The organism is Methylobacterium sp. Leaf118, from assembly GCF_920984675.1.
GTDB lineage: Bacteria > Pseudomonadota > Alphaproteobacteria > Rhizobiales > Beijerinckiaceae > Methylobacterium.
The window spans coordinates 56,056-82,234 of record NZ_CAKLBV010000006.1; the positions used below are offsets into that span (position 1 = coordinate 56,056).

Here is a 26,179-nt window from a genome sequence, read left to right on the forward strand (position 1 = left end):
GCAGAGTGACGCGACTGTCACACCACCGTCATCGAATGACGCGAGGTCGCGGAAAGTTCAAGTGCTACGAAAGCGTAAACCGATGAATGCCTGGCATGCGCTGTCCTGACGCATGAAGCGTCAAGGATTTGTCGTCCTCGCCAGAAGTCGTCGGGCAAGGATGTCCTCGGCGTCACCCAGGCCATGCTCCGCATCGGGCCGGACATGCCGCCCCGCATGGGCGGGGCCGACCTCGACATCGTCGAGGACGACGTAGTGGGTGATGCGGTTGCGGATCGCGTGCTCGGCGATCTCGTCGCCGCGCGCGGCCTGCTCGGCGGGGAGCATGGCGCCCGTCCGGGCATCGCGGCTGGCGGAGAGGATGGCCGTGCGCCAGTCGGGATGGAAGCAGTCCGTGGGCAGACCCGCCTCGACGAGAGTCGCACGGCAATCGGCGACCCGCCACGTGGAGGAGACGACCACTCGCGCGCCGAATGCTCGCACCAGGGCGGCGACACGGGCGACCTGGGCCGGGTTCAGCCTGTCCTTGCCCGCCCGCCGCTGATAGCCAACGGTGGTCACGACGCCGTCGACGTCGAGATAGATCGTCGGCCGTGCCGTCCCTCCGTGCTCGTCCAAGAAGCCGACCCCGTTCCCGTGCGGCCACCCCGCATCCGCCGCCGCACGGCTACAGCGCGGCAACTCAGCCGTCCAGCGACGGTTCATTGCGCCGAACCCGGTCGAGGAGCGTGCGCAGCGCGCGCGCAGAGCAGGAACACGCTCGCCACCGTGAGTGCCATAAGGATCGTTGAGGCGCCGAGCGCACCAGCGAGCGCCGCACCGGTAACGTCGCCGAGGTTCACCGCCGCCATATGGACTTGGAACTGGACCGCCGACGCGCGTCCCTCGCGGCTCGCCAGCAGCACGGCGACGTAGAGGGGCGCCGGCACGACGCTGGCGAGCCCGAGAATGACGGACCCCGCCCCCGCGGCTAGCCCAGCCGCGATCAGCGATCCCGCAATGCCGAACGCCACGGTGCAGGCGAGCCGGAGCGCCTGCCGGGCAGGCCGCGGTCCGATCCGATCGACAATGGCGCCGATGTCCAGGGCGCCGAGGGTGCCGCCGAGAAGCGCGAGCCCCGCCTGAACTCGAGAGAGGCTGCCCGCGTCCCAGCCATGGACCTGGACCAGCGCGACGGCGAAGGGCACCTGAAACAAGGCGAGCCCGAAATCGATGACAAAGCACATCGCGAGCAACAGCGCCGCCTCGCGTGTCTGGAACGCTGCGGGGAGCCGGTGCGTGAACATCATCGCCTCAACGAGCCACCGGCCGGAGCGAACAGACAGCGCACCGAGGCCTGATTCATGGCGCAGGTTTAGAGCGAGACGGCGCTGGCAAGTGCCTGTCGCCAAGATGCAACATGCGCATGAATTGAGATAGAGATTGTAATTATTATAATTTCTGTTGCCTTGTCCTGATTGAGTTCCTGCTGGCCGGACAGGCGCTTAATTGCCTGCACCTTTTCAGGTTGGAAGTCGTTCAAACTAGAAGATTGCTTGCACAACTCTTGCTTCCACATCCGCGCCGCTCCAGGACATCCGGAGGGGTGCGAGGTTCGTCAAGCGATAGGACTTGGGTTTATGCAAGGGGTGTCGGTCGATGCTCTTCATCGCCGCGAGGGTTTGAAGCTCCAGCGCTTCCTCCTGCGCCTGCTCGGCAATCCGACGGACGCTGCCGACGCGACGCAGGAGACCTATCTGCGCATGCTCGCGGCCCTCTCGCGCACGCCCGTCGAGCACCCTTCGGCGCTCCTTTTCCGGATCGCCCACAACGTCGCCTTGCGCACCCGCAACCGGCACCGGCTCGAACGCAGGCTGTTCGCGGACGGCAGCGAGGTGGACCTCGTGGACGTCATCGACGGCTTCGCGCTCCCGGAACGGCAACTGATCGCGCAGCAGGAGCTGAAACGCCTCGCTACCGCCATCGACCAGTTGCCGCCGCGCTGCCGAGAAGTGTTCCTTCTGAGCCGCTTCGAGGGTCTCCCGAACGGGGAGATCGCTGCCCGTCTCGGCATCTCGCGCAACATGGTCGAGAAGCACATCATCCGGGCACTCCTGCACTGCCGTCGCTGCCAGCTGAACGATTTTTGAGGAGGCACCCTCAGGAGATCGGCGGCTCGTTGATCTAAAGGACGGGAGCGCATCGGCAGGCTTGCGGCGCGCCTCAGGGGGAACGGCGTGGCCGGCAGCGAACAGACCGACGCGGAGAGCGGTGGCGCGGACGATCCGATCGTGGAGGCTGCAGCTGGCTGGGTCGCCCGACTGTCCTCCCACGACGCCACCGAGGACGATCGGGCAGCCTTCGAGGTTTGGCGGGCCGCCGATCCGGCCCATGCCGAGGCCTATGCCGAGATGGACGCACTGTGGCGCAAGCTCGGACACCTGCCCGATCGCCGGCCCGACCCTGCCGAGGTGAAGGCCGTACGGCGGCCCAAGAGGGTGTCCAAACCCATCCTCGGCCTCGCTGCCGCCATGCTGCTCGCGGGTGCCCTCGCCGATCGATACGGCCTCGTGGACCGCCTACGGGCCGACCTCTGGAGCGGTGTCGGTGAGATCGCGCAGACCACGCTCGCCGACGGCAGCCGCGTCGATCTCAACACCGACACGGCCCTGGTGCTGCGCTTCTCCGAACAGGAGCGCCGGATCGTGCTCCTACGCGGCGAGGCGAGCTTCGATGTTGTGTCGGACCCGAGACGACCCTTCACGGTACAGGCCGGGGATCTGAGCGTGCGCGCCGTCGGAACCCACTTCTTCGTGCGCGCCGACGGGAGCGGCAGCCCGGTCGGTGTCGCGGAAGGCCGCGTCGAGGTCGCGGAGGCGGGCCGGAGGGTCCCGGTCTCGGCCGGGGAAGTGATCCAACGCGAAGGCGACGTCGCCCTGACCGTAGCCGCGGCGAATGTGGAGCGCAGCCTGGCCTGGCGCGAGGGCCGGCTCCTCTTTTCCGGCGAGACCCTGGCGACGGTCCTGGCCGAACTCGGTCGCTACCGTCACGGACGCATCCTCCTCCTCGACCGCCGCCTCGGCGAGCGGCGGGTGACCGGCGCCTTCGACCCCCGCGACACCGACGACGCCCTCGACGTCATCGCCACCACGATGGGCGTGAGGGTCCGGCGCCTGTCCCCGTTGCTCGTGCTGATCGGCTCACCTCTCTGAGGGACGAAAAAAGTCGGGACCCGACGTCAGGAGATCACGCCCTCGTTGATCTTGATCAGTGAGGGGCGAGAGAGAACGCGAAGCGTGCCGCCCCTTCGGCAGATCGATGGGGCTTGGAATGGCGTCGCGGGCGGGCAGGGTTTCACGGGGCAGGGTTTCACGGGGCAGGGTCGCGGGGATCGCGCTCGCTGGCGTGTCGGTCGGGGTGATGGTGCAGGCGGCCTCGGCGCAGAGCCTCGAGGCGGTGCGCGCCGATGTCTCCTCCCATGCACCGGCTCCGGGGCCCGCCAATGTCCGTCTTCGGATTCCGAAGGGATCGCTGGAGAGCGGCCTCGTCGCCTTTACCGAACAGGCCGGCGTCAAACTGGTCTATCCGACCGAACTGACGGCGACCCTGGAGACGAACGGCCTTGAGGGCGAGTTCTCTCCCTTCGACGCCCTGACCAAGCTCTTGGAGGGCACCGGTCTCACCTACAGGCCCGCCGGCGCCTCGACGATCACACTGATCAATCCGCGCTACGTCCAGCTCGGCCCGGAGCCGGCAGGCTCGGTGCGCCTCGACGAGCTGAGCGTCGCGGGCGAAGGCCGGGGAACGGCGATCGTCCCCGTCGGCCTGCCGCCCCGCTCCGGCACCGTCGGACAGCCGCCCGTCCCCTATGCCGGCGGGCAGGTCGCGACCGGAACCCGGATCGGCCTTCTCGGCAACCGCTCCGTCATGAAGACGCCGTTCAGCACGACCGGCTTCACCGAAAAGCTCATCCGCAACCAAGAGGCGCGCTCGGCGGCCGACATCGTCACCAACGACCCTTCCGTGCGTTCGGACGCGCCCTTCTTCAGCGACCGCGACTCGTTCTTCATCCGCGGCTTCTCGGTCACCAACGTCGACACCGCTTTCGACGGCCTGTTCTACCTCGCGAACCCACGCCGGATGCAGCTCGACGGCATCGAGCGCGTCGAACTCCTCAAGGGGCCGACGGCGCTGCTCACCGGCGGCGTCGGTCGCGTCGGCGGCACCATCAACCTCATCCCCAAGCGCGCCTACGACGAGCCGCTGACGCGGATCACCACCTCCTACTTCAGCAACGCCAATTTCGGGACGCATCTCGACATCGGCCGTCGCTACGGCGACTTCAAGGAATGGGGCGTGCGCTTCAACGGCGCCTATCGCGCGGGCGACACGGCGCTGGACAACCACGCCCTCGAAGTGAGCAACGCGACCCTCGGGCTCGATTATCGCGGCGAGCGCTTCCGCGCCTCGCTCGACATGAGCCATCAGCGGCAGAACGTCACCGCACCGGCCTCGCTGTTCAACGCGGTCGCGCCCGGCATCGTCATCCCCCGCGCCCCGAACGGCCGGATCAACACGGCGAGCCGGTTCGAGTACAACGACAGCGTCTACGACATGGTCGCCGGCCGGATGGAGTACGACATCCTGCCCGAGACGACGGTCTACCTCGCAGGCGGCGTCAGCCGCTTCCGCGAGAACTCGCTGTCCTCGTTCTTCACGATCACCAATACGAACGGCAATGCGACCAACTCGTTCGCGATCGCGCCGACCGCGATCGAGGGTTACACCGGCGATGTCGGGTTCCGCAGCCGTTTCGATACAGGCTTCATCGGGCATTTCCTCACGGTTTCGGCCGTCGAGGCCAACAACAAGATCTTCCGCAACGGCTTCTTCCCGCCCGCCCTGCCAAGCGTGCAGACCAACATCTACGATCCGGTCCACCTCCCGTTCGGCAGCATCGCGAACCTCTTCCCGCGCGCCGGCGCGCAGCCACTCCAGGCCGACGGCACCTACCGCAGCGTGGGCATCTCCGACACCCTGTCCTTCGCCGAAGACCGTATCCTTCTGACCCTCGGCGGACGCTTCCAGGACATCGTCTCGAAGGCTTTCGTGACGCGGCCGGTGCCGACCCAGGGCAGCCAGAGCTACGGCTACGCCGAGGGCCGGTTCAGCCCGGCGATCGCGCTCGCGGTTCAGCCGTTCGAAAACCTCACGCTCTACGGCAACTACATCGAGGCGCTTCTTGAGGGGCCGACTGCACCAGGCGTCGGCGTGAACAACCCTGGCGCGGTCCTCCCGCCGATCGTGAGCAAGCAGAAGGAGGTCGGCGTCAAGATCGACTTCGGTACGGCCATGCTCACGACCGGTCTGTTCGAGATCGAGCTGCCCAATGCCTTCGCTGCCCCCTCCGCCGTTCCCGGGGTGCTGCCAATCTTCGGGTTGAACGGCCTGCAGCGCAACCGTGGCGTCGAGGTCAACGTCTACGGCGAGCCCTTGGAGGGCGTGCGCCTGCTCGGCGGCGTCTCCTTCATCGATGCGAAGCTCGCCAAGACGGCCGGCGGCACCTTCGACGGCAACGACGTGCCCGGTGTGCCGGACACCTCGATCAGCCTCTATGGGGAGGTCGATCTGCCGCCGTGGATGCTTCCGGGACTGACCCTGACCGGCCGCATCCTCTATTCCAGCAGCGTGTTCTACGATCAGGGGAACACGCAGGTCGTTCCGGACTGGACCCGGTTCGACGCGGGGGTGCGCTATACCTTCGAGGGCTATGCCGGCAGGCCCGTCCTGCTCAGGGCCACCGTCCAGAACCTGTTCGACGAGGCGTATTATGCCTCGGCCGCTCGTGGCTTCCTCGGTATCGGTGCGCCGCGCACCTTCATCCTGTCCGCATCGGTCGATTTCTGATGCCGATGTGCGGGGAGACAAGCCGCGCATGACACGGTGCCCGGACCGGTAGAGCTCAATGGCGTCGCGAAGCGGATCGATCACCTTGCGCGAGCGGCTCTCCGTCGCCGGCCGCGTCGTGCTGGCGGCGGGCGGTGGCTACGGGCTCGCAGGGCTCGCCACCGCGCTCCTGTCGCTCACGCTGCCGCTGGCACGGCCCGAGGCAGTGGCTGCCGCGACGCTCGCCAGCTTCGTCCTGATGCCGGCCGTCGCCGTCGCCGTCTTCGCGACGCGCTCGCTCCGGCGGGCGGCGCTGGCGCTCGCGGGCTCGGCCTTGGTGCTCGGTGGCCTGGTCGGGCTGGCGATGCGGGGCGCGCCATGAGGGGCAGCTTCCGTCAGTCCATGGCGTGGCTCCACACGTGGTCTGGCCTCGTCGTCGGCTGGGTGCTGTTCGCGATCTTCGTCACCGGCACCGCCAGCTACTACCGCACCGACATCTCCCGCTGGATGCGGCCCGAATTGAGCCAGGCCGCGCCCGTCGCGACGGCCGACCTGCCGAAGGCGGCTGAGCGGGCGGTCGCTTATCTCGAGCAGCACGCTCCGAAGGCCAAGACGTGGTTCATCGGCCTGCCGCAGCCCGACCGACCATTGCTCGACCTGTTCTGGCGCAACCGCCCAGGCGAGCCGCCCAGCCATGTCCTTCTCGATCCGGCGACGGGCACCGAGGCTGTGTTGCGCGACACGGAAGGCGGCGACTTCCTCTACCGCTTCCACTACGAACTGCACATGCCGCCGCTCTGGGGGCGCTGGGTCGTCGGCACTTGCGCAATGATCATGCTGGTGGCGCTGATCTCGGGCATCGTCACCCACAAGCGCATCTTTGCCGACTTCTTCACCTTCCGCCGGGACAAGGCGCCGCGGCGCAGCTTCCTCGACGCCCACAACGTCACCGGCGTGCTCGCGCTGCCGTTCCACCTGATGATCACCTATACCGGCGTCGTCGCCCTCGCGACGTTCTACATGCCCTGGGGCGTGACCGCGGCCTACAAGGGCGACACCCGCGCCTTCTTCACGGAGGCCGGCTGGATCACGGCGCCGCGCCTGCCTATCGGTCGGCCGGCCCCTCCCGCGCCCCTCGGGCCGATGATCGAGCAGGCGCAGGCGAGCGTGTCGGAGCGGCTCGAACGGCTGACCGTCACCCATTTCGGCGATGCCCAGGCGACCATCGTCGCGATGTTCGAGGAGCCGCACGGCCTCGCCCACACGCCGACCCACATCGCCTTCGACGGCGCGAGCGGCGCATTGCTGGAGATCCGCGGCGGTGACCTGAAACCCGCGGCCAAGACCGTCTCCACCCTGATCGGCCTCCACGTGGCGCATTTCGCCGATACGGGCTTGCGGCTGCTGTTCTTCCTGTGCGGGATCATGGGCAGCGCCATGGTGGCCACCGGCCTCGTGCTGTGGTCGCTCGCCCGGCTGCCGAGGGCGAGCGAGCGGCCCTTTTTCGGGCTGCGGCTCGTGCAGGCCCTCAACATCGGCAGCGTCGCCGGCCTGCCCGCGGCGATCGCGGTGTACTTCCTGGCCAACCGGCTGCTGCCGACCGAACTCGCTTCGCGCGCCGAATGGGAGATCCGTGCCTTCTTCGCGGCTTGGATCATCGCAGCCTTGATCCCGCTCGCCCGGCCGCACCGCAGGGCCTGGAGCGAGATGCTGGCCCTCGTCGCTATGCTCTGCCTCGCCGTCGCCGCCGCGGACATCGCCATGGTCGAGGCGCATCCGCTGCGCCGGCTCAGTGGGGGCGAGGTGCTGTTCCTGTGGTTCGACGGGGCGATGCTCACACTTGCCGCTCTTTTCGCCGTCGCAGCCCGCAAGGTCTCGGCCCGTGCTCGGATTAGACCACGGCACGGTCGGTTGTCGGCGGTGTATACGAAGACTAGAGCGGGTCCCGCTTGCGTAGCGACGGCCAAGTCGTTGTCGTAGCCGGCGGCGGCGAGGCTGTTGCGGCACTCATCTGGGGTGAAGCGGGTGAAGGCGTGCCGGACGGCGTCCCAAAGGTCTGGCACGGTGCGGGCGGCTGCGCTCCGCAGCAGGGCTTTCAGCTTGGCGAAGATCTGCTCGATCGGGTTGAACTCGCGGCTATAGGGCGGAAGGTAGAGCAGCCGGGTGCCGGCCGCCTCGACCCGCTCGCGGAGGCCGCTGACCTTGTGAGCTTGCAGGTTGTCGAGGATCACGATGTCGCCGGCGCGCCGCACCGGGACGAGGCGGTTGGCGACGTCGTCGCGAAAGCGCTGGCCATTGGTGGCGCCATCCGCGAGGTCGAAGGCGCACAGGCCGGTGATGCGCAGAGCGGCGGTGACGGTGGTCGTTTGTAATGGCCCTGGGGCACGAGGAGCCGGCAGCGCTCGCCGCGCGGGGCGCGGCCGTAGCGGCGGGCCATGTTGGTGGCAGCTGCCGTCTCGTCCAGGAAGACGAGGGTGTCGGGGTCGAGGTCAGGCTGAGCCGCAAACCACGCCTCACGCGCCGCCTTCACGTCGGCCCGTTCCTGCTCAGCCGCGAACAGCGCCCCTTTTTACGGGTGATCCCGTGGCGCGCGAAGAAGCGTGACAGACCGCTCGTGCTGGTCTGCACGCCCTGCTCGGCCAAGGCGTCGCGCACCTCTCGCAGGAAGCGTTCGGGCCGGGCCTCGTCACTCGCACGACGTCATCGGTGCTAATCGCACCGACGGCGCGCTCGCGCAGCGGAGCCGCATATTCCCGCAGGGTCATCTGCCACTGCGCGACATGCTTCTCGTTGCGCCACTGCGCCGTCATCGCCTCCACGAACGCGTCCGCCACTTGGCCAAAAGTCACCACCAAAGCCGGCGCGGCATCCCGCACGGCCAACGGGTCTGCTCCCTCAGCAACGAGATCGCGGGCGCGAGCCGCGCCCTCACGTGCCTTCGCCAGCGACACATCCCGCGGAATCCCGAGGCCCATCTCGCGCAGCTTGCCCGGCCACCGGGACAGGAAGACCCACCGCCGCCGCTGCCCGTCGCTCACCACGCTCCGCCTGTCGGTGTCGCCGCCGCGGCGTTCGGACTCCGCGCCCTCCGGTAGAACGCCACCGGGGGCGCGCCCGCCCGCCGACGGGCTACGGGTTCCCAGTCAGGGGCTGGCCTGGATCGGAGAGCTGGATCGTCCAGTTCTTCTGCTGGCCCGTATCGACCTCGATGAAGCCGTTGCGGTCGAACCCGCGGGCGAGGCAATCCTCGACGCCGCGGATCGTGAAGGCGGTGTCGCGGGTGCACATCAGGGCGCGGCCGCTCCACTCGCCGCCGCGCGTGTAGTCCACCGCGTAGATGTAATAGAATTGCGCTGCGAGCGTGCCTCTGAGCAGCGTCTCGCAATTGCGGGGCTTCAGGTCCCACCAGCCCTCCGTCACCCAGCCCTGCGCGTCCCGGTAGCCGAGGGTCACGCCGACCTTGCTGGCGGTCTGATTGCACAGGCGCAGGTCCGCCCGGGCGCCGGACGGCCACAGGGCCAGCCCGGTCGCCAGGCAGAGGAGGGCACGCAACGGGGTGCGTAACGGGGTGCGCAACGGGGTGCGAAAGTCAGCCGACGAGGATGACGCGGCAATCGTTGACATTGGTGCGAGTGGGACCGGGCTGAACGAGATCGCCGATCGTCGCGAAGAATCGCGTCGAATCGTTGTCCGCCAGCATGGCCTGCGGATCGAGCCCCGCGGCGCGGGCCCGCGCCAGGGTGGTCGGGTCGACGAGGCCGCCGGCCGGGTCGGTGGCGGCGCCGCGCCCGCCATCGGTGCCGTCGGTGTCGGCGGCGATCCCCGCGATGTCGGCGGCCCCGTTGAGGGCGATCGCCAGCGCCAGCGCGTATTCCTGGTTCGGACCGCCGTCGCCCTCGCCGCGGATCGTCACCGTGAGTTCGCCGCCGGAGATCAGCGCGACCCGCCGCCCCGCCGCCCGGGCGTCGAGGGCCAGCCGCGCGTGGTCGGCTGCGACCTCCCGGGCCTCGCCTTCGAGATCGGCGCCGAGCATCACCGGCTCGTAGCCGGCCCGGCGTGCGGCCTCGGCCGCCGCCTCCAGGGCGTCGATCGGCCGGGCGATGATGCGGTACTCCGCCCGGGCGAAGGCCGGATCGCCCGCCTTCGGGGTCTCGTTGGCGGAGTCGGTGAGCAGGGCGTGGGCGGAATCCGGCAGGGTGATGCCGCGCCGCTCGCAGATCGCCAGGGCGTCGGCGAGGGTCGAGGGGTCGGGCACGGTCGGGCCGGAGGCGATCACCGAGGGGTCGTCGTGCGGCACGTCGGAGATCGCGAGCGTGAGGATGCTTTTCGCGTTCTTCGCCGCGACCGCGAGGCGCCCGCCCTTGATGCGCGAGAGGTGCTTGCGCACGGCGTTGATCTCGTTGATCGGCGCGCCCGAGCGCAGCAGCGCCTTCGTGATCGCCTGCTTCTCGGCCAGCGTCAGGTCGCCGGCCGGCGCGATCCAGTTGGCGGAGCCGCCGCCCGAGAGCAGCACCAGCACCTCGTCCTCGGGCCCGGCGCTCTCGGCGATGGCGAGCGCGGCCTTCGTCGCCTCGATGCCGGCGGCGTCCGGCACCGGATGGCCGGCCTCGATCATGCGGATGCCCGGCGCGTCCTCGCCGTAGCCGTGGCGGGCGACCGCGAGGCCGACGATGCGCTCCTCCGGAACCCCGTGTTCCTGGCGGTAGAACCGGCTCGCCACCGCGGCCATGGACCCGCCGGCCTTGCCCGCGCCCAGGATGAGGAGCCGGCCCGGCGTCGGCGCCGGCAGATGCCCCGGCAGGCACTTGCGCGGATGGGCGGCGGCGATGGCCTCGTCGAGGAGGGCGGAGAGGAGGGCGCGCTGGTCCCGGATGGCCGGATCGGTCGGGGCAGGGGCGGTCATGGGCGTCCTCGCGGAATTTTTGGCGCAGTCTTGTTTGGGGCTTGCTTGCCCGAGCCCCGGCGACACGGCAAGCCTCGGCGGCCTCACAAAACTTTCGCCGCGCTCCGCATTCTTTTTGACGGTGCCGGAGCGGGGGAATGCGCTTGGCACCGATCCGGCATGTCGCTGCCGGACAACCCCTTTCGATCGCACGCGATCGGCCCAGATAAGCGCCATGCTCTCCCCCGATCTCGCCAGCCGGGACGCGGAACTGCGTCCCGAACAGCCCGTCGAACAGATCGACGGCGATCCCGCCCGCGGCCTGCTTCTCGTCTGCGAGCATGCCTCGAACCACGTGCCGGACGATCTCGCCCGCCTCGGCGTCCCGGAGCGGGAATTCTCCCGCCACATCGCCTACGACATCGGTGCCGCGGCGGTGACGCGGCGGCTCGCGGCCGAACTCGGCGTGCCGGCGGTGCTGACGCAGTTCTCGCGGCTCATCATCGACCCCAATCGCGGGCGGCGCGACCCGACCCTGGTGATGCGCCTCTCCGACGGGGCGATCGTGCCGGGCAATGCCCGCATCGACGCGGCCGGCATCGCCGAGCGAATTCGCCGCTTCTACGTGCCGTTCGACCGCGCCGTGGACGCGGCGGTCGCGCGGGCGGAGGCCGCGGGCGCGCCGCCGATGATCCTGACGATGCACAGTTTCACCCCGTTCTGGCGCACCGTCGCCCGTCCCTGGCAGGTCGGCGTGCTCTACGATCGGGATGCGCGCATGGCTCGCCCCATCCTCGACGCCCTCCAGGCCGACCCGGCCGGCCTGTGCGTGGGCGACAACCAGCCCTATGGCGGGGGGCTGCCCGGCGACACGATCGACCGTCACGCCACCGCCCGCGGCCTGCCCAACGCGCTCATCGAGATCCGCCAGGATCTGATCGGCGGCCCCGAGGGACAGGAGGAATGGGCGCAGCGCTTCGCCGTCCTGCTCAGGCCGATGCTGAACCGGCCCGCTTGACGCGCCGGGGGCGCGGGACGACCTGAGCGGACGCGTGACACCGCCAGGAACCTGCCCGATGAGCCAGATCGACCCCGCCACCCAGACCGAATTGGAGGCGGCCGTATTCCGCCGCCTCGTCGCGCATCTGCGCAACCGCACTGATGTGCAGAACATCGACATGATGAATCTGGCGGGGTTCTGCCGGAACTGCCTGTCGAACTGGCTCAAGGACGCGGCGGACGCCCGCGGCCTGCCGCTCACCAAGGATCAGAGCCGCGAGGAGGTCTATGGCATGCCCTATGAGGACTGGAAGCGGCAGCACCAGACCGAGGCGAGCCCGGATCAGAAGGCCCGCTTCGACGCGGCCCCGACCAAAGGTCACTGACGGCGGTGGTCTCCGCGGTCGGGCCTGGCGGCATCAACGGCTGGGTAAGGTTGATGGGCTAACCCCGGACGATCCGGTGTGCCGGCCCTTCGCGGCCGGCCCGCCGCCCCGCCTGAAGGAGCGCCGCCATGGCCGCATCGCCTGCCCCCGCCGTCGACCCGTCCTCCGTCGCGGCCGACCAGCTCAAGAGCATCATCGAGCGCATCGAGCGCCTCGAGGAGGAGAAGGCCGGCATCGCGGGCGACATCAAGGACGTCTATGCCGAGGCCAAGGCCAACGGCTTCGATGTGAAGGTGCTGCGCAAGATCATCTCCCTGCGCAAGCGCGATCACGACGAGCGCCAGGAGGAAGAGGCGATCCTCGAACTCTACCTCCAGGCGCTCGGGATGGCGTAGCCCGTCGGCATCGCGGCGGCTCCCCAAGCGTGGCGCTCCCCAAGCGTGGCGGTCCTCAAGCCGGGGCCACCGCGCATGCTGTTCGGGGCGGCGCCGCGCACCCTCGGGAACCATCGCGCCTCCCGCCTGCCTTCCCCGACAGGACGGCGCTCCGCGCCGCTCGGGCAAGGAGGCGGCCGTGGCACAGCAGATCCCGATCGACCCGCAGGCCCGCGCCGACGATCCGCGCGCGGATGCCGCGCGCGACGACGGCACCCACGCGGTCGCCCCCGATCTCGCCTATCGCCGCCTCGTCCTCGTCAACGTGGTCTTCGTCGGTCCGCCCGGCGCCGGGGACCGGGGCTGGGTCCTGGTCGATGCCGGGATTGTGGGCTCGGCCTCCGCGATCCGCGACGCCGCCGCCTCCCGCTTCGGCGCCGGCGCTCGCCCGGCCGCCATCGTGCTCACGCACGGCCATTTCGATCATGTCGGCGTGCTGGCGGACCTCGCTCGGGACTGGGACGCGCCGGTCTACGCCCATGCCCTCGAGCGGCCCTATCTCGACGGGAGCGCCGCCTATCCGGCGCCCGACCCGAGCGTCGGCGGGGGGCTCATGGCCCGCCTCTCGCCCCTCTACCCGACCAAGCCCGTCGACGTGTCGGAGCGCCTGCACATCCTGCCCGCGGATGGCAGCGTGCCGCCGATGCCGGGCTGGCGCTGGCTCCACACCCCCGGCCATTCCCCCGGCCATGTCTCGTTCTGGCGGGCGGCCGACCGCAGCCTGATCGTCGGCGATGCCTTCGTGACGACGGCCCAGGAATCCGCCTACGCGGTGACGGTTCAGGCTCCGGAGCTGCACGGGCCGCCGAAATACCTGACCCTCGACTGGCCCGCCGCCGAGGCCTCGGTGCGGGCGCTCGCGGCGCTGGAGCCGGAGCGCGCGGTGACCGGCCATGGCCGCCCCCTGGCGGGCCCCGAACTACGGCGCGCCCTCCACGCCCTCGCCCGGGATTTCGCCCGCGTCGCCGTGCCGGATGCGGGACGCTACGTCGCGCGACCGGCCCGCGCCGAGGACGGCTCGGCCTACCGCGCGCCGTGAGCGGGTACTCGGCGGCGGTTCAGCGACCGCGGCAACCGGCCGGGCGCGTCCGCTCAGGCCTGGAACGACAGGACCGCCCGCGTGCCGGGCCCGACCGGGACGTAGGTGAGGGCGGAGCGCAGGTTCGAGGCCATCGCCCGGATGATGCGGGAGCCGAGGCCCGTGCCCTTCGCCTCGCCCTCGCCGGTCCAGCCGATGCCGTCATCCTCGACCGCCAGCGACAGGGTGTCGGGCCCGTCCCGCGCGACGGTGACCCGGATCTCGCCCGCGGCGTTGCCCGGATAGGCGTATTTGTAGGCGTTGGTGACGAGTTCGGTCACGACGACGCCGAGGGAGACGGCCTTGTCGGTGGCAAGGCGGATCGGTTCGGCCCGCAGGCGGATGGCGTGGTCGCGTCCCGAGGCCTTCATGGCGAGCTGCAACTCCTCCACGAGGCCTGCGAGATAGGCGTCGAGCTCCACCGCCTCGACGTCCTGCGAGGTGTAGAGGCGGCGGTGGATGCCGGCGATGGCCGAGATGCGCGCCTGCATCTCCTCCAGCGCCTCCTTGGCGGCCGGATCCTTGACCGCGTTGGTCTGCATGCGGGCGAGGGCCGCCACCAGCGTCAGCGAGTTGGCGACCCGGTGGTTGACCTCGCGTAGCAGCAATTCGGCCCGGTCGCGGGCCTCGCGCACCGCCGCCTCCGCCCGCTCCTTGTCCCGGCGCAGGGCCTCCGCGCCCAGGGCCGTGCCGACCGCCTCGCCGAGCAGCTCGCGGAATTGGCCCTGCACGTCCTTCCAGACGTAATCGACCGCCCCCGCCTTGAGGGCGGCCACCGCGACCCGGCTGTCCTCCGAGCCGGTGACGTAGACGACCGGCGGCGCCTCCGGGAGGGCCCGGATCGCCGGCAGCAGGTCGAGGCCGGTCCGGCCCGGCATGTGATGGTCGAGGGCGACGAGGTCGATCCCGCCCCCTTGCAGCCGCGCCAGCCCCGCCTCGCCGTCGAGGGCGGTCTCCACCACGTAGCCGCGGGCCTGCAGCGCGCGCTGCACGAGGCGACCGAGCCCTGGATCGTCGTCGATATAGAGGATGCGTGCCGCGGGCGCGCTCATCGGCGTCGTCTCATGGATGCGGGCTCATGGATGCGGGCTCATGGGGTCTCCGGAACCTGCATCACCGAGAAGAACAGCCCGAGCTGGCGGATCGCGTTCGAGAAGCCTTCGTAGTTCACTGGCTTGGTGATGTAGACGTTGGCCCCGAGATCGTAGCAGCGCTGGATCTCGCGGGCATCGTCGGTCGTGGTGAGCACCACGACGGGTGAGCGGCGGGTATGCGGGTTGGCCTTGATCCGCTCCAGGATGTCGATGCCGGTCATGTCCGGCAGGTTGAGGTCGAGCAGGACGAGGAGGTGGCGCCGCGCGCTCACCTCGCCCGTGCCGTCGGGGCCCATCAGATAGGACAGCGCCGAGGTGCCGTCGCGGAAGGGCACGATCTCGTTGTTGACGCCGGCGCGACGGATGTTGCGCTCGATGAGCCGGGCATGGCCCTCGTCGTCCTCGATCATCACGATGCAGACGGGATGCAAGGCGGGCTCCATCGTCATTCGGCGGCCAGGCGCGCCGGTTCCGCCGCCGCCCTTTTGCCTGTAGCGGTCCCGCGCGGCAGCGTCACCGTGAAGGTGGTGCCGGTGCCGAGGGTGGACGAGAGTTCGATGCGTCCGCCGAGGGCCCGGGTCAGCGCCTTGACGTGGGCGAGGCCGATGCCCTCGCCGGGCCGGTCCTGCACGCCGGAGCGGCGGAACAGCTCGAACACGCGGGCGTGGTCGTGGGGGGCGATGCCCCGGCCGTTATCCGCCACCGCGTAACGGACGCGCCCGCCCGGAGCGGGCGTGGCGGTGACGTCGATCCGGCCCGGCCGCGCGGGGTCGAGATATTTGAGGGCGTTGTCGATCAGGTTGGCGAAGATCTGCTCGACGGCGAGCCGATCGGCCACGATCTCCGGCAGATCCGGGGCGATCGTGACGACCGCGCCGCGGCTCTCCGCCTGATGGCGCTGCGCGTCGGCGAGGCTCCGCAGGAGGTCCGTCATGACGAGAGGCTCCGGATCGAACCGGCGGCGGCCCTCCCGCGACAGCTTGAGGATGGCGGTGATCAGCCCCTCCATCCGGGTGATGGCGGCGCGGATGAAGCCCAGCGCCTCCTCCATGTCGGCGTCGATCCGCCCGGCCTGCGGATGGTCCTTGAGCGCCGCGCGCACCTCCTCGCGGGTCGCCTCCAGCTCGCTCGTGAAGCCCATCACATTGACGAGAGGCGACCGCAGATCGTGGCTGACGATGTAGGCGTAGCGCTGAATCTCCTCGTTCGACTCCCGCAACTCGCCTTCCGCCTCGCGCTGTTCGGTGATGTCGGTGTGCACGCCGACCCATTCGCGAATCGCGCCCTGGGCCTCGAGCACGGGCACCGCCCGGATGGCGAAGTGGCGCCACGTGCCGTCCCTGGCCCGGACCCGGTGCTCGTGGACGAAGGTGCTCCGTGCGGCGACCGTCCGGTTCCAGGCCTCGACGCTGGCCGCCCGGTCGTCCGGATGGACGGCATTGGCCCAGCCATAGCCCTCGTACTCCGCCCGCGACTGACCGGTCAGCGCCGCCCAGCCGGGCTGCTCGCCGGTCATGCGGCCCTGCGGATCGTTGGTCCACAGCACGCCGCGCACCGCCTGGACTGCGGCGCGGAACCGCTCCTCGCTGGCGCGCAGCTCGCGCGCGACCCTCTGCTGGTCGGACGAGGTGGCGAGGATCGCGAGGAACAGGATGACGAAGGTGGCGCCCGCCACGGTGAGCGCGAGGGTCTGGTGGTTCACGCCCGCGACGTCGAGGTGGCCGGCATGCACCCCGGCGGCCTCCGCCGTGAAGGTCGCCGCCGCCATGCCGGTATAGTGCATCCCGGCGACCGCCAGCCCCATGATGCCGGCCGCCCCGAGCTTCTGTCCGACGCCGCTCGGCCGGACGGTGAGCCACAGGGCGGCGGTCGCGGCGGTGACCGCGATAATGACCGAGACGGCGACCACCGGCGGGCTGTAGGCGACGCTGCCGTGCACCCGCATCGCCGCCATGCCGGTGTAATGCATCGCCGCGACGCCCAGCCCCATGACGGGGCCGCCGACGAGGATGTCCCGGGTCCGGGATCCCTCGCGGGCGACATAGGCGAGGGCCGCCCCGGTGACGCCGACCGCGAGGGCAAGGGACAGCAGCGCGAGGCCGAGATCGTAGGCCGCGGGCAGGCCCATCTCGAAGGCCAGCATCCCGACGAAATGCATCGACCAGATGCCCCCGCCCATGGCGAGCGCCGCCCCCGACAGCCACGCGAGCCGCAGCCGGGGGCCGGCGCCGCGCATCCGGCTCGCCAGGTCGAGGGCGGTGTAGGAGGCGAACACCGCGATGGCGATCGACAGCGCCACGAGCGCCGGGTTGTAGCCGTTGGGCATCATTCGGGTTTCGGCGTCGGATGCGAGCCCTTCAGGCTAGCTCGGCGCGGCGGCGGTGGCCATCGCCTTCGCGCGCGCACCGGGGCGCCGCGGGGACACCCGCAAGGGCGCCGCCACCGCACCGACGCGGGCGCGGAGCCCAGGGGCCGCGCCGAGCGTCCGCCGTGAAGGCCCGCATCCGAGCGGTATAGTTAACCGAATGTAGAGCGATGGCGCCCAAGGTCCGTCCCGGGGCGCTCGTGCCCCTCGGGGAGGCACTGCCGTGACGCAAGCAGGGGATCGGAGCACGCGTCCGTTCGCGGCCTGCGCCGTCGCTCGCCCCGCCTCCGCCCGAGCCGCCTGAGATCGCGTCGGTCCCGCCCATGCCCCCGCACGCGCGCTCCTTCGAAGGCCGCGGCTCCGTCCGGAGCGCCCCGTGAACGCGCCTTCGACCTTCCTGCTCTCGCGCCACCATACGGCGATCCGCTGCCTGTTCGTGATGGCGCTCCATCGCGGCGTCCAGCTGCGGCCGGAGGCGATCGCCGGAATCCGCGAGGAGGATCCCGCCGGCTCGATGCTGCGGGTGCTCGCGGCGTCCGGTCTGGAGGGCAAGCTCCTCCAGGGACGGCGCTGGAAGCATCTGGCCGGGCTCGGCGGCGCCTGGCCGGCGATGGCGCTGCGCAAGGCCGGCAACTGGGTCCTCGTCACCGAAGCGACCGACGGCCCCGACGGGCCGGGCCTGATGGTGATCGATCCCCAGACCGAGGCGCAGGGCGCGATCCCGGTCTCACGCCGGCATTTCGAGGAGGAATGGACCGGCACGCTGATCCTGTGCCGGAAGGCCAAGGCGCCGCCGCCCGAGCCCGAAACCTTCGGGATGAGCTGGTTCCTGCCCGACATCCTGCGGGAGCGGCGCTACCTGCGCGACGTGGCGGTGGCCGCCGTGATGGCGACGCTGATCGGCTTCGCGACGCCGCTGACCTTCCAGGTTCTGATCGACAAGGCGCTCGGCCACCAGAGCTACAAGACGCTCGGCGCGGTCATCCTCGTCGCCGCGATCCTGATCCTGTTCGACGGCCTGTTCGCTTACACGCGCCAGTATCTGATGCTGTACGTGACCAACAAGGTCGATGCGCGACTCGCGACCCGCACCTTCCGGCACATGCTGCACCTGCCGCTTCACTTCTTCGAGGGGCAGAGCGCGGGGGCGCTGACGCGCAACCTGCAGCAGACCGAGACGATCCGGGGCTTCCTGACCGGCCGGCTGTTCCAGGCGGCGCTCGACGCCGTGACCCTGCCGCTGACCCTGGGGCTGCTCGCCTTCTACAGCGGCAAGCTCACCCTCGTCGTGCTGGTGTTCTCCGCCGCCATCGCGGGCGTCATCGGCGTGATCGTCCCGGTCTTCCGCCACCATCTCCAGCGGCTCTACCAGGCCGAGGGCTCGCGCCAGTCGCACCTCGTCGAGACGATCCACGGGATGCGGACGGTGAAGTCGCTGGCCCTCGAACCGGCCCGGCTGAAGGAGTGGGACGCGGCGGTCGCCACCGGCGTCACCCGGCGCGCGGCGGTGGGGCGGCTCGCGGCCTTCGCCAACGTGATGACCACGGGGCTCGAGAAGAGCATGCAGATCTGTGTGCTCGGGCTCGGCGCCCTCGACGTGTTCGACGGGCAATTGAGCATCGGCGCGCTCATCGCCTTCAACATGGTCGCCGGGCGCGTCACCGGCCCGCTGATCCAGATCGTGGCGCTCGTCAACGAATCGCAGGAAGCGCGGCTCGCCGTCGAGATGCTCGGCACGGTGATGACCCACCCGCCCGAGCGCGATCCCGCCCAGTCCGGCATGAAGCCCGAGCTGACCGGCCGGATGGAGTTCGAAGACGTGACCTACCGCTATCCCGGCGCCGCCGCGCCCGCCCTCGACGGGGTGAGCTTCACGGTCGAGCCGGGTCAGGTGATCGGCGTGGTCGGACGGTCGGGCTCCGGCAAGACCACGGTGACCCGGCTGATCCAGGGCATCCAGACCGCGCAGGGCGGCGCGATCCGCCTCGACGGGATCGACCTGCGCCAGATCGACCTGCCCCATCTGCGCCGGCAGATCGGCGTCGTGCTGCAGGAGAACTTCCTGTTTCGCGGCACGATCCGCGAGAACATCGCCGCGGCCCGGCCCGAGGCCTCCCTCGCCGAGATCGTTGAGGCGGCCCGCATGGCGGGGGCGTCCGAGTTCATCGAGCGCCTGCCCGCCTCCTACGACACCCTGGTGCAGGAGAATGGCGCCAACTTCTCCGGCGGCCAGCGCCAGCGCATCGCCATCGCCCGGGCGCTGGTGGTGCAGCCGCGCCTGCTGATCTTCGACGAGGCGACGAGCGCGCTCGACCCCGAGAGCGAGGCGATCGTGCAGGAGCACCTCGCCGAGATCGCCCTGGGGCGCACCATGGTCATCGTCTCGCACCGTCTCACCTCGCTGGTGAGGGCCGACGCGATCCTGGTGCTCGACCGGGGCCGGGTCGTGGATATCGCGCCCCACGGCGTGCTGCTCGAGCGATGCGAGGTCTATCAGCGGCTCTGGCACCAGCAGACCAGGCATTTCCAGTGATGCTGCGCCGCGCCCGATCCGAATCCGGCCTGCCGCCGCCGCGCCGCCCGGTCAGCGCCGCCTCGGCCTGGACGCGGCGGACGCTCATGGGGGCGTCGCGGATGCGTGCGGGCCTGCGCGACGCGCCGCCGCCCGACCTCGACGAGGTCTTCGCCGATCGTCCGCCCGGCGCCATGCGCCTGACGCTCTACGTCGTCGTCGCCCTCGTCGCCGTGCTCACCCTGGCGGCCACGCTCGTGAAGGTCGACATCATCGTCTCGGCCTCCGGCCGGCTGCTCGCGGACGCGCCCAACATCGTGCTCCAGCCGCTCCAGCTCTCGATCATCCGCGAGTTGCGGGTGAAGGCGGGCGACACCGTGCGCAAGGGCGAGGTGCTCGCCCGCCTCGATCCGACCTTCGCCCTGGCCGACCGCACCGCACTCGCCGCCCAGCAGGAGGCCCTGCAGGCCGAGCTCGATCGGCTCGAGGCGGAGCTGAACGACGCCGAGCCCCGCTTCACCGGTCAAGGCCCCGACGTGGCGCTCCAGACCAGCCTCCACCGGCAGCGCCGCTCGCAGTTCGAGGCGCAGCTGCGCGGCTTCGACGCCGAGATCGCCCGGCTCTCCGGCAGCCTCGCGGCGGCCGGGATCAACGCCCGCTCGGCCGAACTGCAGTTCGATGTCTATTCCGAGCTGGAGCAGATGTATTCCCAGCTCTACCGCAAGACCGTCGCCTCGCGGGTGCAGTATCTCGGCGCCTCGGTGAGCCGCCTCAAGGCGGAGCGCGAGAAGAAGGACGAGGACAACCGCAAGAACGAGCTGGAGAATCAGCTCGCCGCCAAGCGGGCCGAGCGTCAGGTCTTCGTCGATCGCTGGAGAAGCGAGCTGATGGAGGCGCTGGTTAAGGCGCGCAAGGAGGAGAAGGGCGTCTCGGAGGGCCTGATCAAGGCCAACCGGATGAACGAGCTCGTGGTGCTCACAGCCCCCGAGGACGGGATCGTCCTCGACCTCGCCAAACGCTCCGTCGGCTCGGTGGTCCAGCCGGCCGAGCCGGTGCTGACGCTGCTGCCGCTCGACGCGCCGCTCTTTGCCGAGGTGATGATCGGGGCGGGCGACGCGGGTTATGCCAAATCCGGCGACGAGGTGCTGATCAAGCTCGACGCCTTCCCCTATCAGCGCCACGGCACCCTGTCGGGGCGCTTGCGCTCGATCCGGATGGACACGGGGCAGGGGGGGCCGAGCCCGGCGCCGACCGGAAACCTGACCCATCGCGGACAGGTCGCGCTCACCGCCGACCGGCTCCGCGCGCTCCCCGAGGGGACGAGGCCGATCCCGGGCATGAGCGTGACCGCGGAGATCAAGGTCGGCTCCCGCAGCGTGATCTCGTACTTCCTCTACCCGGTGATCCGCGGCCTCGACGAGAGCATCCGCGAGCCCTAAGGGCGGCGGTGCCGCCCCTGTCGAGCCATCATCTTACTCGAAAATTCAGCACGCGAAGGATTGATCTCGGCCGCCCCCTCGGCGGGCCCGGACCACGCCAGGACTTAAACCAACTTTAACAGGTCTGTCGGCATATCGGTTCGAGGGGTGCCTTCGGCTTTTTTAAAAAAGTACGGGGGCAGGGGCCTCGCCCGCTGACCGGGCGGCCCTCTGAAGAGCTGGAGCGGACCGTGGCTTCGATCATTGCCAACCTGTCGACCACGCAGATCCGCAATCTGTCGACGACGACGATCGCGGGGCTGACCACCACCGACATCGCCGCCTTCGCCTCGAGCCAGGTCGCCGCCTTGTCGACCACGCAGATCGGGGTCCTGACGACCACCAATCTCGCCCGGATCGCCACCACGCAGCTCTCCGGCTTGAACGGAACCCAGCTCGATGCGCTGACGAGCACCCAGCTTCGCGCCCTGACGACGACCCAGGTCGGCGCGCTCTCCACGGCGCAGGTCTTCGGCCTGTCGTCCACCGATCTCGGTGCCCTGACGACGACCCAGCTCGGGAGCGTCACCACCACCCAGCTCGGCGCTCTCACCACGGCGCAGGTCACCGGGCTGACCACCACCGGCGTCACCGCCCTGACAACGACGCAGCTCGGCGGCTTCAAGGCGACCCAGCTCGACGCGCTCACCTCGGCCCAACTCGGGGCGCTGACGACGACCCAGCTGTCCAACCTGACGACGACCCAGCTCGGCGGCCTCACCTCGGCGGATATCGACACCCTCACCTCGACCCAGATCACGGGCTTCACCTCGGCCCAGGTCGGCGCGCTCACGACCACGCAGCTGAAGGGGATGACCTCGACGGATGTCGGGGCGATCACCACGACGCAGCTCGGCGGCCTCAAGGCGACCCAGCTCGACAGCCTGTCGACCGCCCAGCTCGGCGGCCTGTCGACGACGCAGATCGGAGCCCTCGCGACGACCCAGGCCGCCGGCCTCACCGCCAGCGACCTCAAGGGCCTGACCACGACGCAGGTCGGTGGCCTCTCGACCACTCAGCTCGCGGCCCTGTCCACGAGCCAGCTCGGCGGTCTGACCTCGGCCCAGCTCGGCGCGCTGACGACGACCCAGCTCAACGGCCTGACCACCATCGGCCTCGGCAGCCTCTCGACCGCCCAACTCGCCGGCCTGACCTCGACCCAGGCCGGGGCGCTGACCACCACGGTGCTCGTTGGTCTCAAGACCGTGCAGCTCGGCGGCCTCAGCACGGGCCAGGTCACCGGCCTGACCACGACCCAGCTCTCGAACCTGACTTCGAGCCAGCTCGTCGGCATCAAGACGACGCAGCTCGCGGCGCTGGCGACCACCCAGCTCAACGGCCTGACGACGACCCAGCTCGGCGGTCTCACCACCACGCAGCTCGGTGGCCTGACGACGACCCAGGTCGGCGCGCTGACCACGACGGTGCTCGTCGGCATCAAGGCGGGCCAGCTCGACGCCCTCACCTCGGCCCAGCTCGGGGCGCTGACGACGACGCAGCTCGGCGGCCTCACCACGACGCAGCTCGGTGGCCTGACGTCCTCGGATGTGAAGGTCCTGTCGACGACGCAGGTCGGCGGACTGGCCACGACCCAGATCGCGGCCCTGTCGACGAGCCAGCTCGGCGGCCTGACCTCGACCCAGCTCGGGGCGCTGACGACGACGCAGCTCGGCGGCCTCACCACGGCGCAGATCGGGGCCCTGGCGACGGGGCAGTTCGCCGGACTGAGCACCACCGACCTCGCCGCGCTGACGACGACGCAGCTGACCGGCCTGAAATCGGCCCAGCTCGGGGCGCTGACCAGCACGCAGCTCGGCGGGCTCACCACGACCCAGCTCGCCAACCTCACCGCGACCCAGCTCGGCGGCCTTGGCACCGAGGATGTCCGAGCCCTGGCGACGACCCAGCTCAACGGCCTGACGACGACCCAGCTCGGCGGTCTCACCACGGTCCAGCTCGGCGGTCTGACCACGACGCAGGTCTCCGCGCTCTCCACGACCGCCCTGACCGGGATCAAGGCGGCCCAGCTCGACGCCCTGACGAGCACGCAGCTCGGGGTGCTGACGACGACGCAGCTCGCGAGTCTCGCGACGACGCAGCTCGGCGGTCTGACCTCGACGGATGTGAAGGTCCTGTCGACGACGCAAGTCGGCGGCCTGTCGACGACCCAGCTCGCGGCCCTGTCGACGAGCCAGCTCGGCGGCCTGACCTCGGCCCAGCTCGGCGCGCTCACGACCACTCAGCTCAACGGCCTGACCACCACCGGCCTCGGCAGCCTCTCGACCGCCCAGCTCGCCGGCCTGACCTCGACCCAGGCCGGGGCGCTCACCACCACCGTGCTCGTCGGTCTCAAGACCGTGCAGCTCGGCGGCCTCAGCACCGGCCAGGTCACCGGCCTGACCACGACCCAGCTCTCGAACCTGAATTCAAGCCAGCTCGGCGGCCTCAAGACGACGCAGCTCGCGGCGCTGGCGACCACCCAGCTCAACGGCCTGACGACGACCCAGCTCGGGGGCCTGACGACGACGCAGCTCGGCGGGTTGACGACGACGCAGGTCGGCGCGCTGACCACGACGGTGCTCGTCGGCATCAAGGCGGGCCAGCTCGACGCCCTCACCTCGGCCCAGCTCGGGGCGCTGACGACGACGCAGCTCGGCGGCCTCACCACGACGCAGCTCGGTGGCCTGACGTCCTCGGATGTGAAGGTCCTGGCGACGACGCAGGTCGGTGGCCTGTCGACGACCCAGATCGCGGCCCTGTCGACGAGCCAGCTCGGCGGCCTGACCTCGACCCAGCTCGGGGCGCTGACGACGACGCAGCTCGGCGGCTTGACCACGACGCAGATCGGGGCCCTGGCGACCGGGCAGTTCGGCGGGCTGAGCACCACCGACCTTGCCGCGCTGACGACGACGCAGCTGACCGGCCTGAAATCGGCCCAGCTCGACGCGCTGACGAGCACGCAGCTCGGCGGCCTGACGACGACCCAGCTCGCCAGCCTCTCCACCTCCCAGCTGAAGGGGCTGACCTCGTCCGACGTCGCCGCGCTCTCGACGACGCAGCTCAACGGCCTGACCACGACGCAGATCGGCTCCCTGGCCACGGTGCAGCTCGGCGGTCTGACGACGACGCAGGTCGCCGCGCTCTCCACGACCGCCCTGACCGGGATCAAGGCGGCCCAGCTCGACGCCCTGACGAGCGGCCAGCTCGGCGCGCTGACCTCGACGCAGCTCGCGAGCCTTACCACCACCCAGGCCCGCGGCCTGAGCTCGACCGACGTGAAGGGCCTGACCACGACCCAGGTCAGCGGCCTCACGACCACGCAGCTGGCGGGCCTCACCACGACGCAGCTCGGCGGGCTGAGCAGCACGCAGCTGGCGGGTCTGACCACGACTCAGTTCGGCAGCCTGACCGCCACGCAGCTCGGGACGCTGACGACGGGGCAGCTCGGTGGCCTCACCACCACCGAGGTCGGCGCGCTCACCACGACGCAGCTCGGCGGGATCAAGGCGGATCAGGTCGGGGGCCTCACGACCACCCAGGTCGCCGCGATCACCTCGACGGGCGTCGCCGCCCTCACGGGGACACAGCTCGGCGCCCTGAAGAGCGCCCAGCTCGGGGCGCTCACGACGACGCAGGTCGGCGGGTTGACCACGACCCAACTCGGCGCCCTCTCGACCACGCAGCTCAAGGGCCTGACCACGACCCAGGCCGGCACGCTCACCACGACGCAGCTCGGCGGCCTCAAGGCGCCCCAGCTCGGCAGCCTCACGACCACGCAGGTCGGCGGGCTCAGCACCACGAACGTCGCGGCCCTGACGACGACGCAGCTCGGCGGTCTGACCGGCACGCAGCTCTCGGCCCTGACCTCGACGCTGACCCAGGCGCTGACGACGACGCAGGTGGCGGCGATCTCCACCGCTCAGCTCAAGACGCTGACCTCGACCGATATCGGCGATCTGACGACGACGCAGCTGACCAGCCTCACGACGGCCCAGCTCAAGAGCCTCGCGACGGGCCAGTTCAGCGGCCTCACCTCCACGGAGGTCGCCGCACTGACCACGACCCAGATCGGCGGTCTGACCGGCTCGCAGCTCGACGCCCTGACGACGACCCAGCTCGGCGGCCTGACCACGAACCAGATCACCGCGATCACCACCTCGCAGCTCGGAAGCCTCACCTCCAGCGATCTCGGCGCCCTGACGACGACGCAGGTCGGCGGGCTCACGGCGACCCAGCTCGGCACCCTCTCCCTCGGGCAGGTGAAGGGCCTGACCACCAGCGCGGTCACCGCGCTGACCACGACGCAGGTCGGCGGCCTGAAGGCGACCCAGATCGACGGCCTGACCAGCGCGCAGCTCGGGGCGCTGACGACCACCCAGTTGTCCCGGCTGTCGACGACCCAGGTCCAGGGCTTCTCCTCGACCGACATCGCCGACCTGACCTCGACCCAGATCACCGGCCTGACCTCGACCCAGCTCGGGGCGCTGACGACGACCCAGGTCAAGGGGCTCGCCTCGACGGATCTCCAGGCCCTGTCGACGACCCAGGTCGGCGGCCTGACCTCCTCGGAAGTCGCGGCGCTGACGACGACGCAGATCGGCGGCTTCACCTCGACCCAGATCGGCGTGCTGACGACGTCGCAGGTCGGCGCCTTGTCCTCCAGCGCGATCGATGCGCTGACGACGACGCAGATCGACGGCCTGAGCACGACCGTGATCGCGGCTTTGAGCAAGACCCAGATCCTGGGCTTCAGCTCGACGGACATCGCCTCGCTGACAACGACCCAGGGCAGCGCCTTCACGACCAGCCAGATCGCCGCGATGACGAGCCCGCAGGTCAACGCCCTCGTGACACTGATGGGCGCCTGACGCCCGACATTCCGGTTCGAACTGCTTCTCCGGCCCCCGCGACCCTCCAGGGTCGCGGGGGTCGTTTTGCGTCGGCGCCACGCAGTCGGGGCGGCCGGGACGCGATCGCCCGGGGCCGCCGGCAACGGTCCGTTAACCATATCCTGACGTGATGAGACCGGGGCTCTCGACAGACTTCGCCCGTCCTTCCGCCCGCCGGAGGATGCGCGAAGGGCGCC

The 26,179-nt window shown here is 70.4% G+C and carries 20 protein-coding genes and 2 pseudogenes; 12 read left to right on the forward strand and 10 right to left on the reverse strand.

What is annotated here, in order from left to right; genetic code table 11:
- Positions 1-120 precede the first annotated feature (120 nt).
- The 3 genes from LW587_RS04385 to LW587_RS04395 form a co-directional block, all read right to left on the reverse strand.
- Positions 121-618 (reverse strand): HAD domain-containing protein, encoded by a 498-nt coding sequence (locus tag LW587_RS04385; RefSeq protein ID WP_232628378.1) that lies wholly within the window; start codon positions 616-618, stop codon positions 121-123.
- An 83-nt stretch (positions 619-701) separates the two neighbouring features.
- A complete protein-coding gene (locus tag LW587_RS04390) occupies positions 702-1,289 on the reverse strand; it encodes a hypothetical protein (protein WP_232628379.1) in 588 nt (195 codons plus the stop codon).
- 65 nt (positions 1,290-1,354) lie between these two features.
- Complete coding sequence (locus LW587_RS04395; RefSeq protein WP_232628380.1) at positions 1,355-1,558, reverse strand: hypothetical protein; 204 nt, start codon at positions 1,556-1,558, stop codon at positions 1,355-1,357.
- A gap of 61 nt (positions 1,559-1,619) precedes the next feature.
- Between LW587_RS04395 and LW587_RS04400 the strand changes: the two genes are divergently transcribed.
- The 5 genes from LW587_RS04400 to LW587_RS04420 all read left to right on the forward strand — a co-directional run bounded on the left by LW587_RS04400 (position 1,620) and on the right by LW587_RS04420 (position 7,845).
- Positions 1,620-2,129: an RNA polymerase sigma factor gene (locus LW587_RS04400; RefSeq protein ID WP_232628381.1), complete on the forward strand. Its 510-nt coding sequence runs from the start codon at positions 1,620-1,622 to the stop codon at positions 2,127-2,129.
- A gap of 87 nt (positions 2,130-2,216) precedes the next feature.
- The gene (locus LW587_RS04405) at positions 2,217-3,191 is read left to right on the forward strand and encodes a FecR family protein (RefSeq protein ID WP_232628382.1); all 975 of its coding nucleotides are present in this window, start codon (positions 2,217-2,219) and stop codon (positions 3,189-3,191) included.
- A gap of 193 nt (positions 3,192-3,384) precedes the next feature.
- Positions 3,385-5,886, forward strand: coding sequence for a TonB-dependent siderophore receptor (locus tag LW587_RS04410; protein WP_442919090.1), 2,502 nt, complete (start codon positions 3,385-3,387; stop codon positions 5,884-5,886).
- Between the two features lie 58 nt (positions 5,887-5,944).
- Complete coding sequence (locus LW587_RS04415) at positions 5,945-6,247, forward strand: iron transporter (protein WP_232628384.1); 303 nt, start codon at positions 5,945-5,947, stop codon at positions 6,245-6,247.
- A complete protein-coding gene (locus LW587_RS04420; protein ID WP_232628385.1) occupies positions 6,244-7,845 on the forward strand; it encodes a PepSY-associated TM helix domain-containing protein in 1,602 nt (533 codons plus the stop codon). The genes LW587_RS04415 and LW587_RS04420 overlap by 4 nt, the downstream gene beginning before the upstream one ends.
- Here the strand turns inward: LW587_RS04420 and LW587_RS04425 are convergent.
- From LW587_RS04425 to LW587_RS04435, 4 genes and pseudogenes are all read right to left on the reverse strand, one after another.
- Positions 7,818-8,553 (reverse strand): annotated as a pseudogene (locus LW587_RS04425) (IS630 family transposase); the annotation flags it as partial. The gene LW587_RS04420 and the pseudogene LW587_RS04425 sit on opposite strands and share 28 nt — an antisense overlap.
- Positions 8,554-8,603: 50 nt before the next feature.
- Positions 8,604-8,906, reverse strand: a pseudogene (locus LW587_RS24200) (Arm DNA-binding domain-containing protein); the annotation flags it as partial.
- An 88-nt stretch (positions 8,907-8,994) separates the two neighbouring features.
- The gene (locus tag LW587_RS04430; protein WP_232628386.1) at positions 8,995-9,489 is read right to left on the reverse strand and encodes a DUF1036 domain-containing protein; all 495 of its coding nucleotides are present in this window, start codon (positions 9,487-9,489) and stop codon (positions 8,995-8,997) included.
- A complete protein-coding gene (locus LW587_RS04435) occupies positions 9,455-10,768 on the reverse strand; it encodes a glycerate kinase type-2 family protein (RefSeq protein WP_232628387.1) in 1,314 nt (437 codons plus the stop codon). Before LW587_RS04435 ends, LW587_RS04430 begins: the two co-directional genes overlap by 35 nt.
- 214 nt (positions 10,769-10,982) lie before the next feature.
- Between LW587_RS04435 and LW587_RS04440 the strand changes: the two genes are divergently transcribed.
- The 4 genes from LW587_RS04440 to LW587_RS04455 all read left to right on the forward strand — a co-directional run bounded on the left by LW587_RS04440 (position 10,983) and on the right by LW587_RS04455 (position 13,605).
- Positions 10,983-11,765, forward strand: a complete 783-nt coding sequence (locus LW587_RS04440) for an N-formylglutamate amidohydrolase (RefSeq protein WP_232628388.1) — start codon at positions 10,983-10,985, stop codon at positions 11,763-11,765.
- 58 nt (positions 11,766-11,823) lie between these two features.
- Entirely contained in the window at positions 11,824-12,132 is a 309-nt protein-coding gene (locus LW587_RS04445) for a DUF1244 domain-containing protein (RefSeq protein ID WP_232628389.1), read from the forward strand.
- 128 nt (positions 12,133-12,260) lie between these two features.
- Entirely contained in the window at positions 12,261-12,527 is a 267-nt protein-coding gene (locus LW587_RS04450; RefSeq protein WP_003601858.1) for a DUF2312 domain-containing protein, read from the forward strand.
- A 178-nt stretch (positions 12,528-12,705) separates the two neighbouring features.
- Complete coding sequence (locus tag LW587_RS04455; RefSeq protein ID WP_232628390.1) at positions 12,706-13,605, forward strand: MBL fold metallo-hydrolase; 900 nt, start codon at positions 12,706-12,708, stop codon at positions 13,603-13,605.
- Positions 13,606-13,658: 53 nt separating this feature from the next.
- Here the strand turns inward: LW587_RS04455 and LW587_RS04460 are convergent, their stop codons facing one another.
- Genes LW587_RS04460 through LW587_RS04470 form a run of 3 tightly spaced genes read right to left on the reverse strand, consistent with a single transcriptional unit; the run spans position 13,659 to position 17,067 of the window.
- Positions 13,659-14,696 (reverse strand): sensor histidine kinase, encoded by a 1,038-nt coding sequence (locus LW587_RS04460; RefSeq protein ID WP_232628391.1) that lies wholly within the window; start codon positions 14,694-14,696, stop codon positions 13,659-13,661.
- 38 nt (positions 14,697-14,734) lie between these two features.
- Entirely contained in the window at positions 14,735-15,181 is a 447-nt protein-coding gene (locus tag LW587_RS04465; protein WP_232628392.1) for a response regulator, read from the reverse strand.
- A 2-nt stretch (positions 15,182-15,183) separates the two neighbouring features.
- Positions 15,184-17,067, reverse strand: a complete 1,884-nt coding sequence (locus tag LW587_RS04470; RefSeq protein ID WP_232628393.1) for an MHYT domain-containing protein — start codon at positions 17,065-17,067, stop codon at positions 15,184-15,186.
- A 475-nt stretch (positions 17,068-17,542) separates the two neighbouring features.
- Between LW587_RS04470 and LW587_RS04475 the strand changes: the two genes are divergently transcribed.
- The 3 genes from LW587_RS04475 (at position 17,543) to LW587_RS04485 (ending at position 25,961) form a co-directional block, all read left to right on the forward strand.
- Positions 17,543-19,636, forward strand: coding sequence for a peptidase domain-containing ABC transporter (locus tag LW587_RS04475; RefSeq protein WP_232628441.1), 2,094 nt, complete (start codon positions 17,543-17,545; stop codon positions 19,634-19,636).
- Positions 19,636-21,054, forward strand: coding sequence for an HlyD family type I secretion periplasmic adaptor subunit (locus LW587_RS04480; protein ID WP_232628394.1), 1,419 nt, complete (start codon positions 19,636-19,638; stop codon positions 21,052-21,054). The genes LW587_RS04475 and LW587_RS04480 overlap by 1 nt, the downstream gene beginning before the upstream one ends.
- Before the next feature lie 230 nt (positions 21,055-21,284).
- Entirely contained in the window at positions 21,285-25,961 is a 4,677-nt protein-coding gene (locus tag LW587_RS04485; protein ID WP_232628395.1) for a beta strand repeat-containing protein, read from the forward strand.
- Positions 25,962-26,179 lie beyond the last annotated feature (218 nt).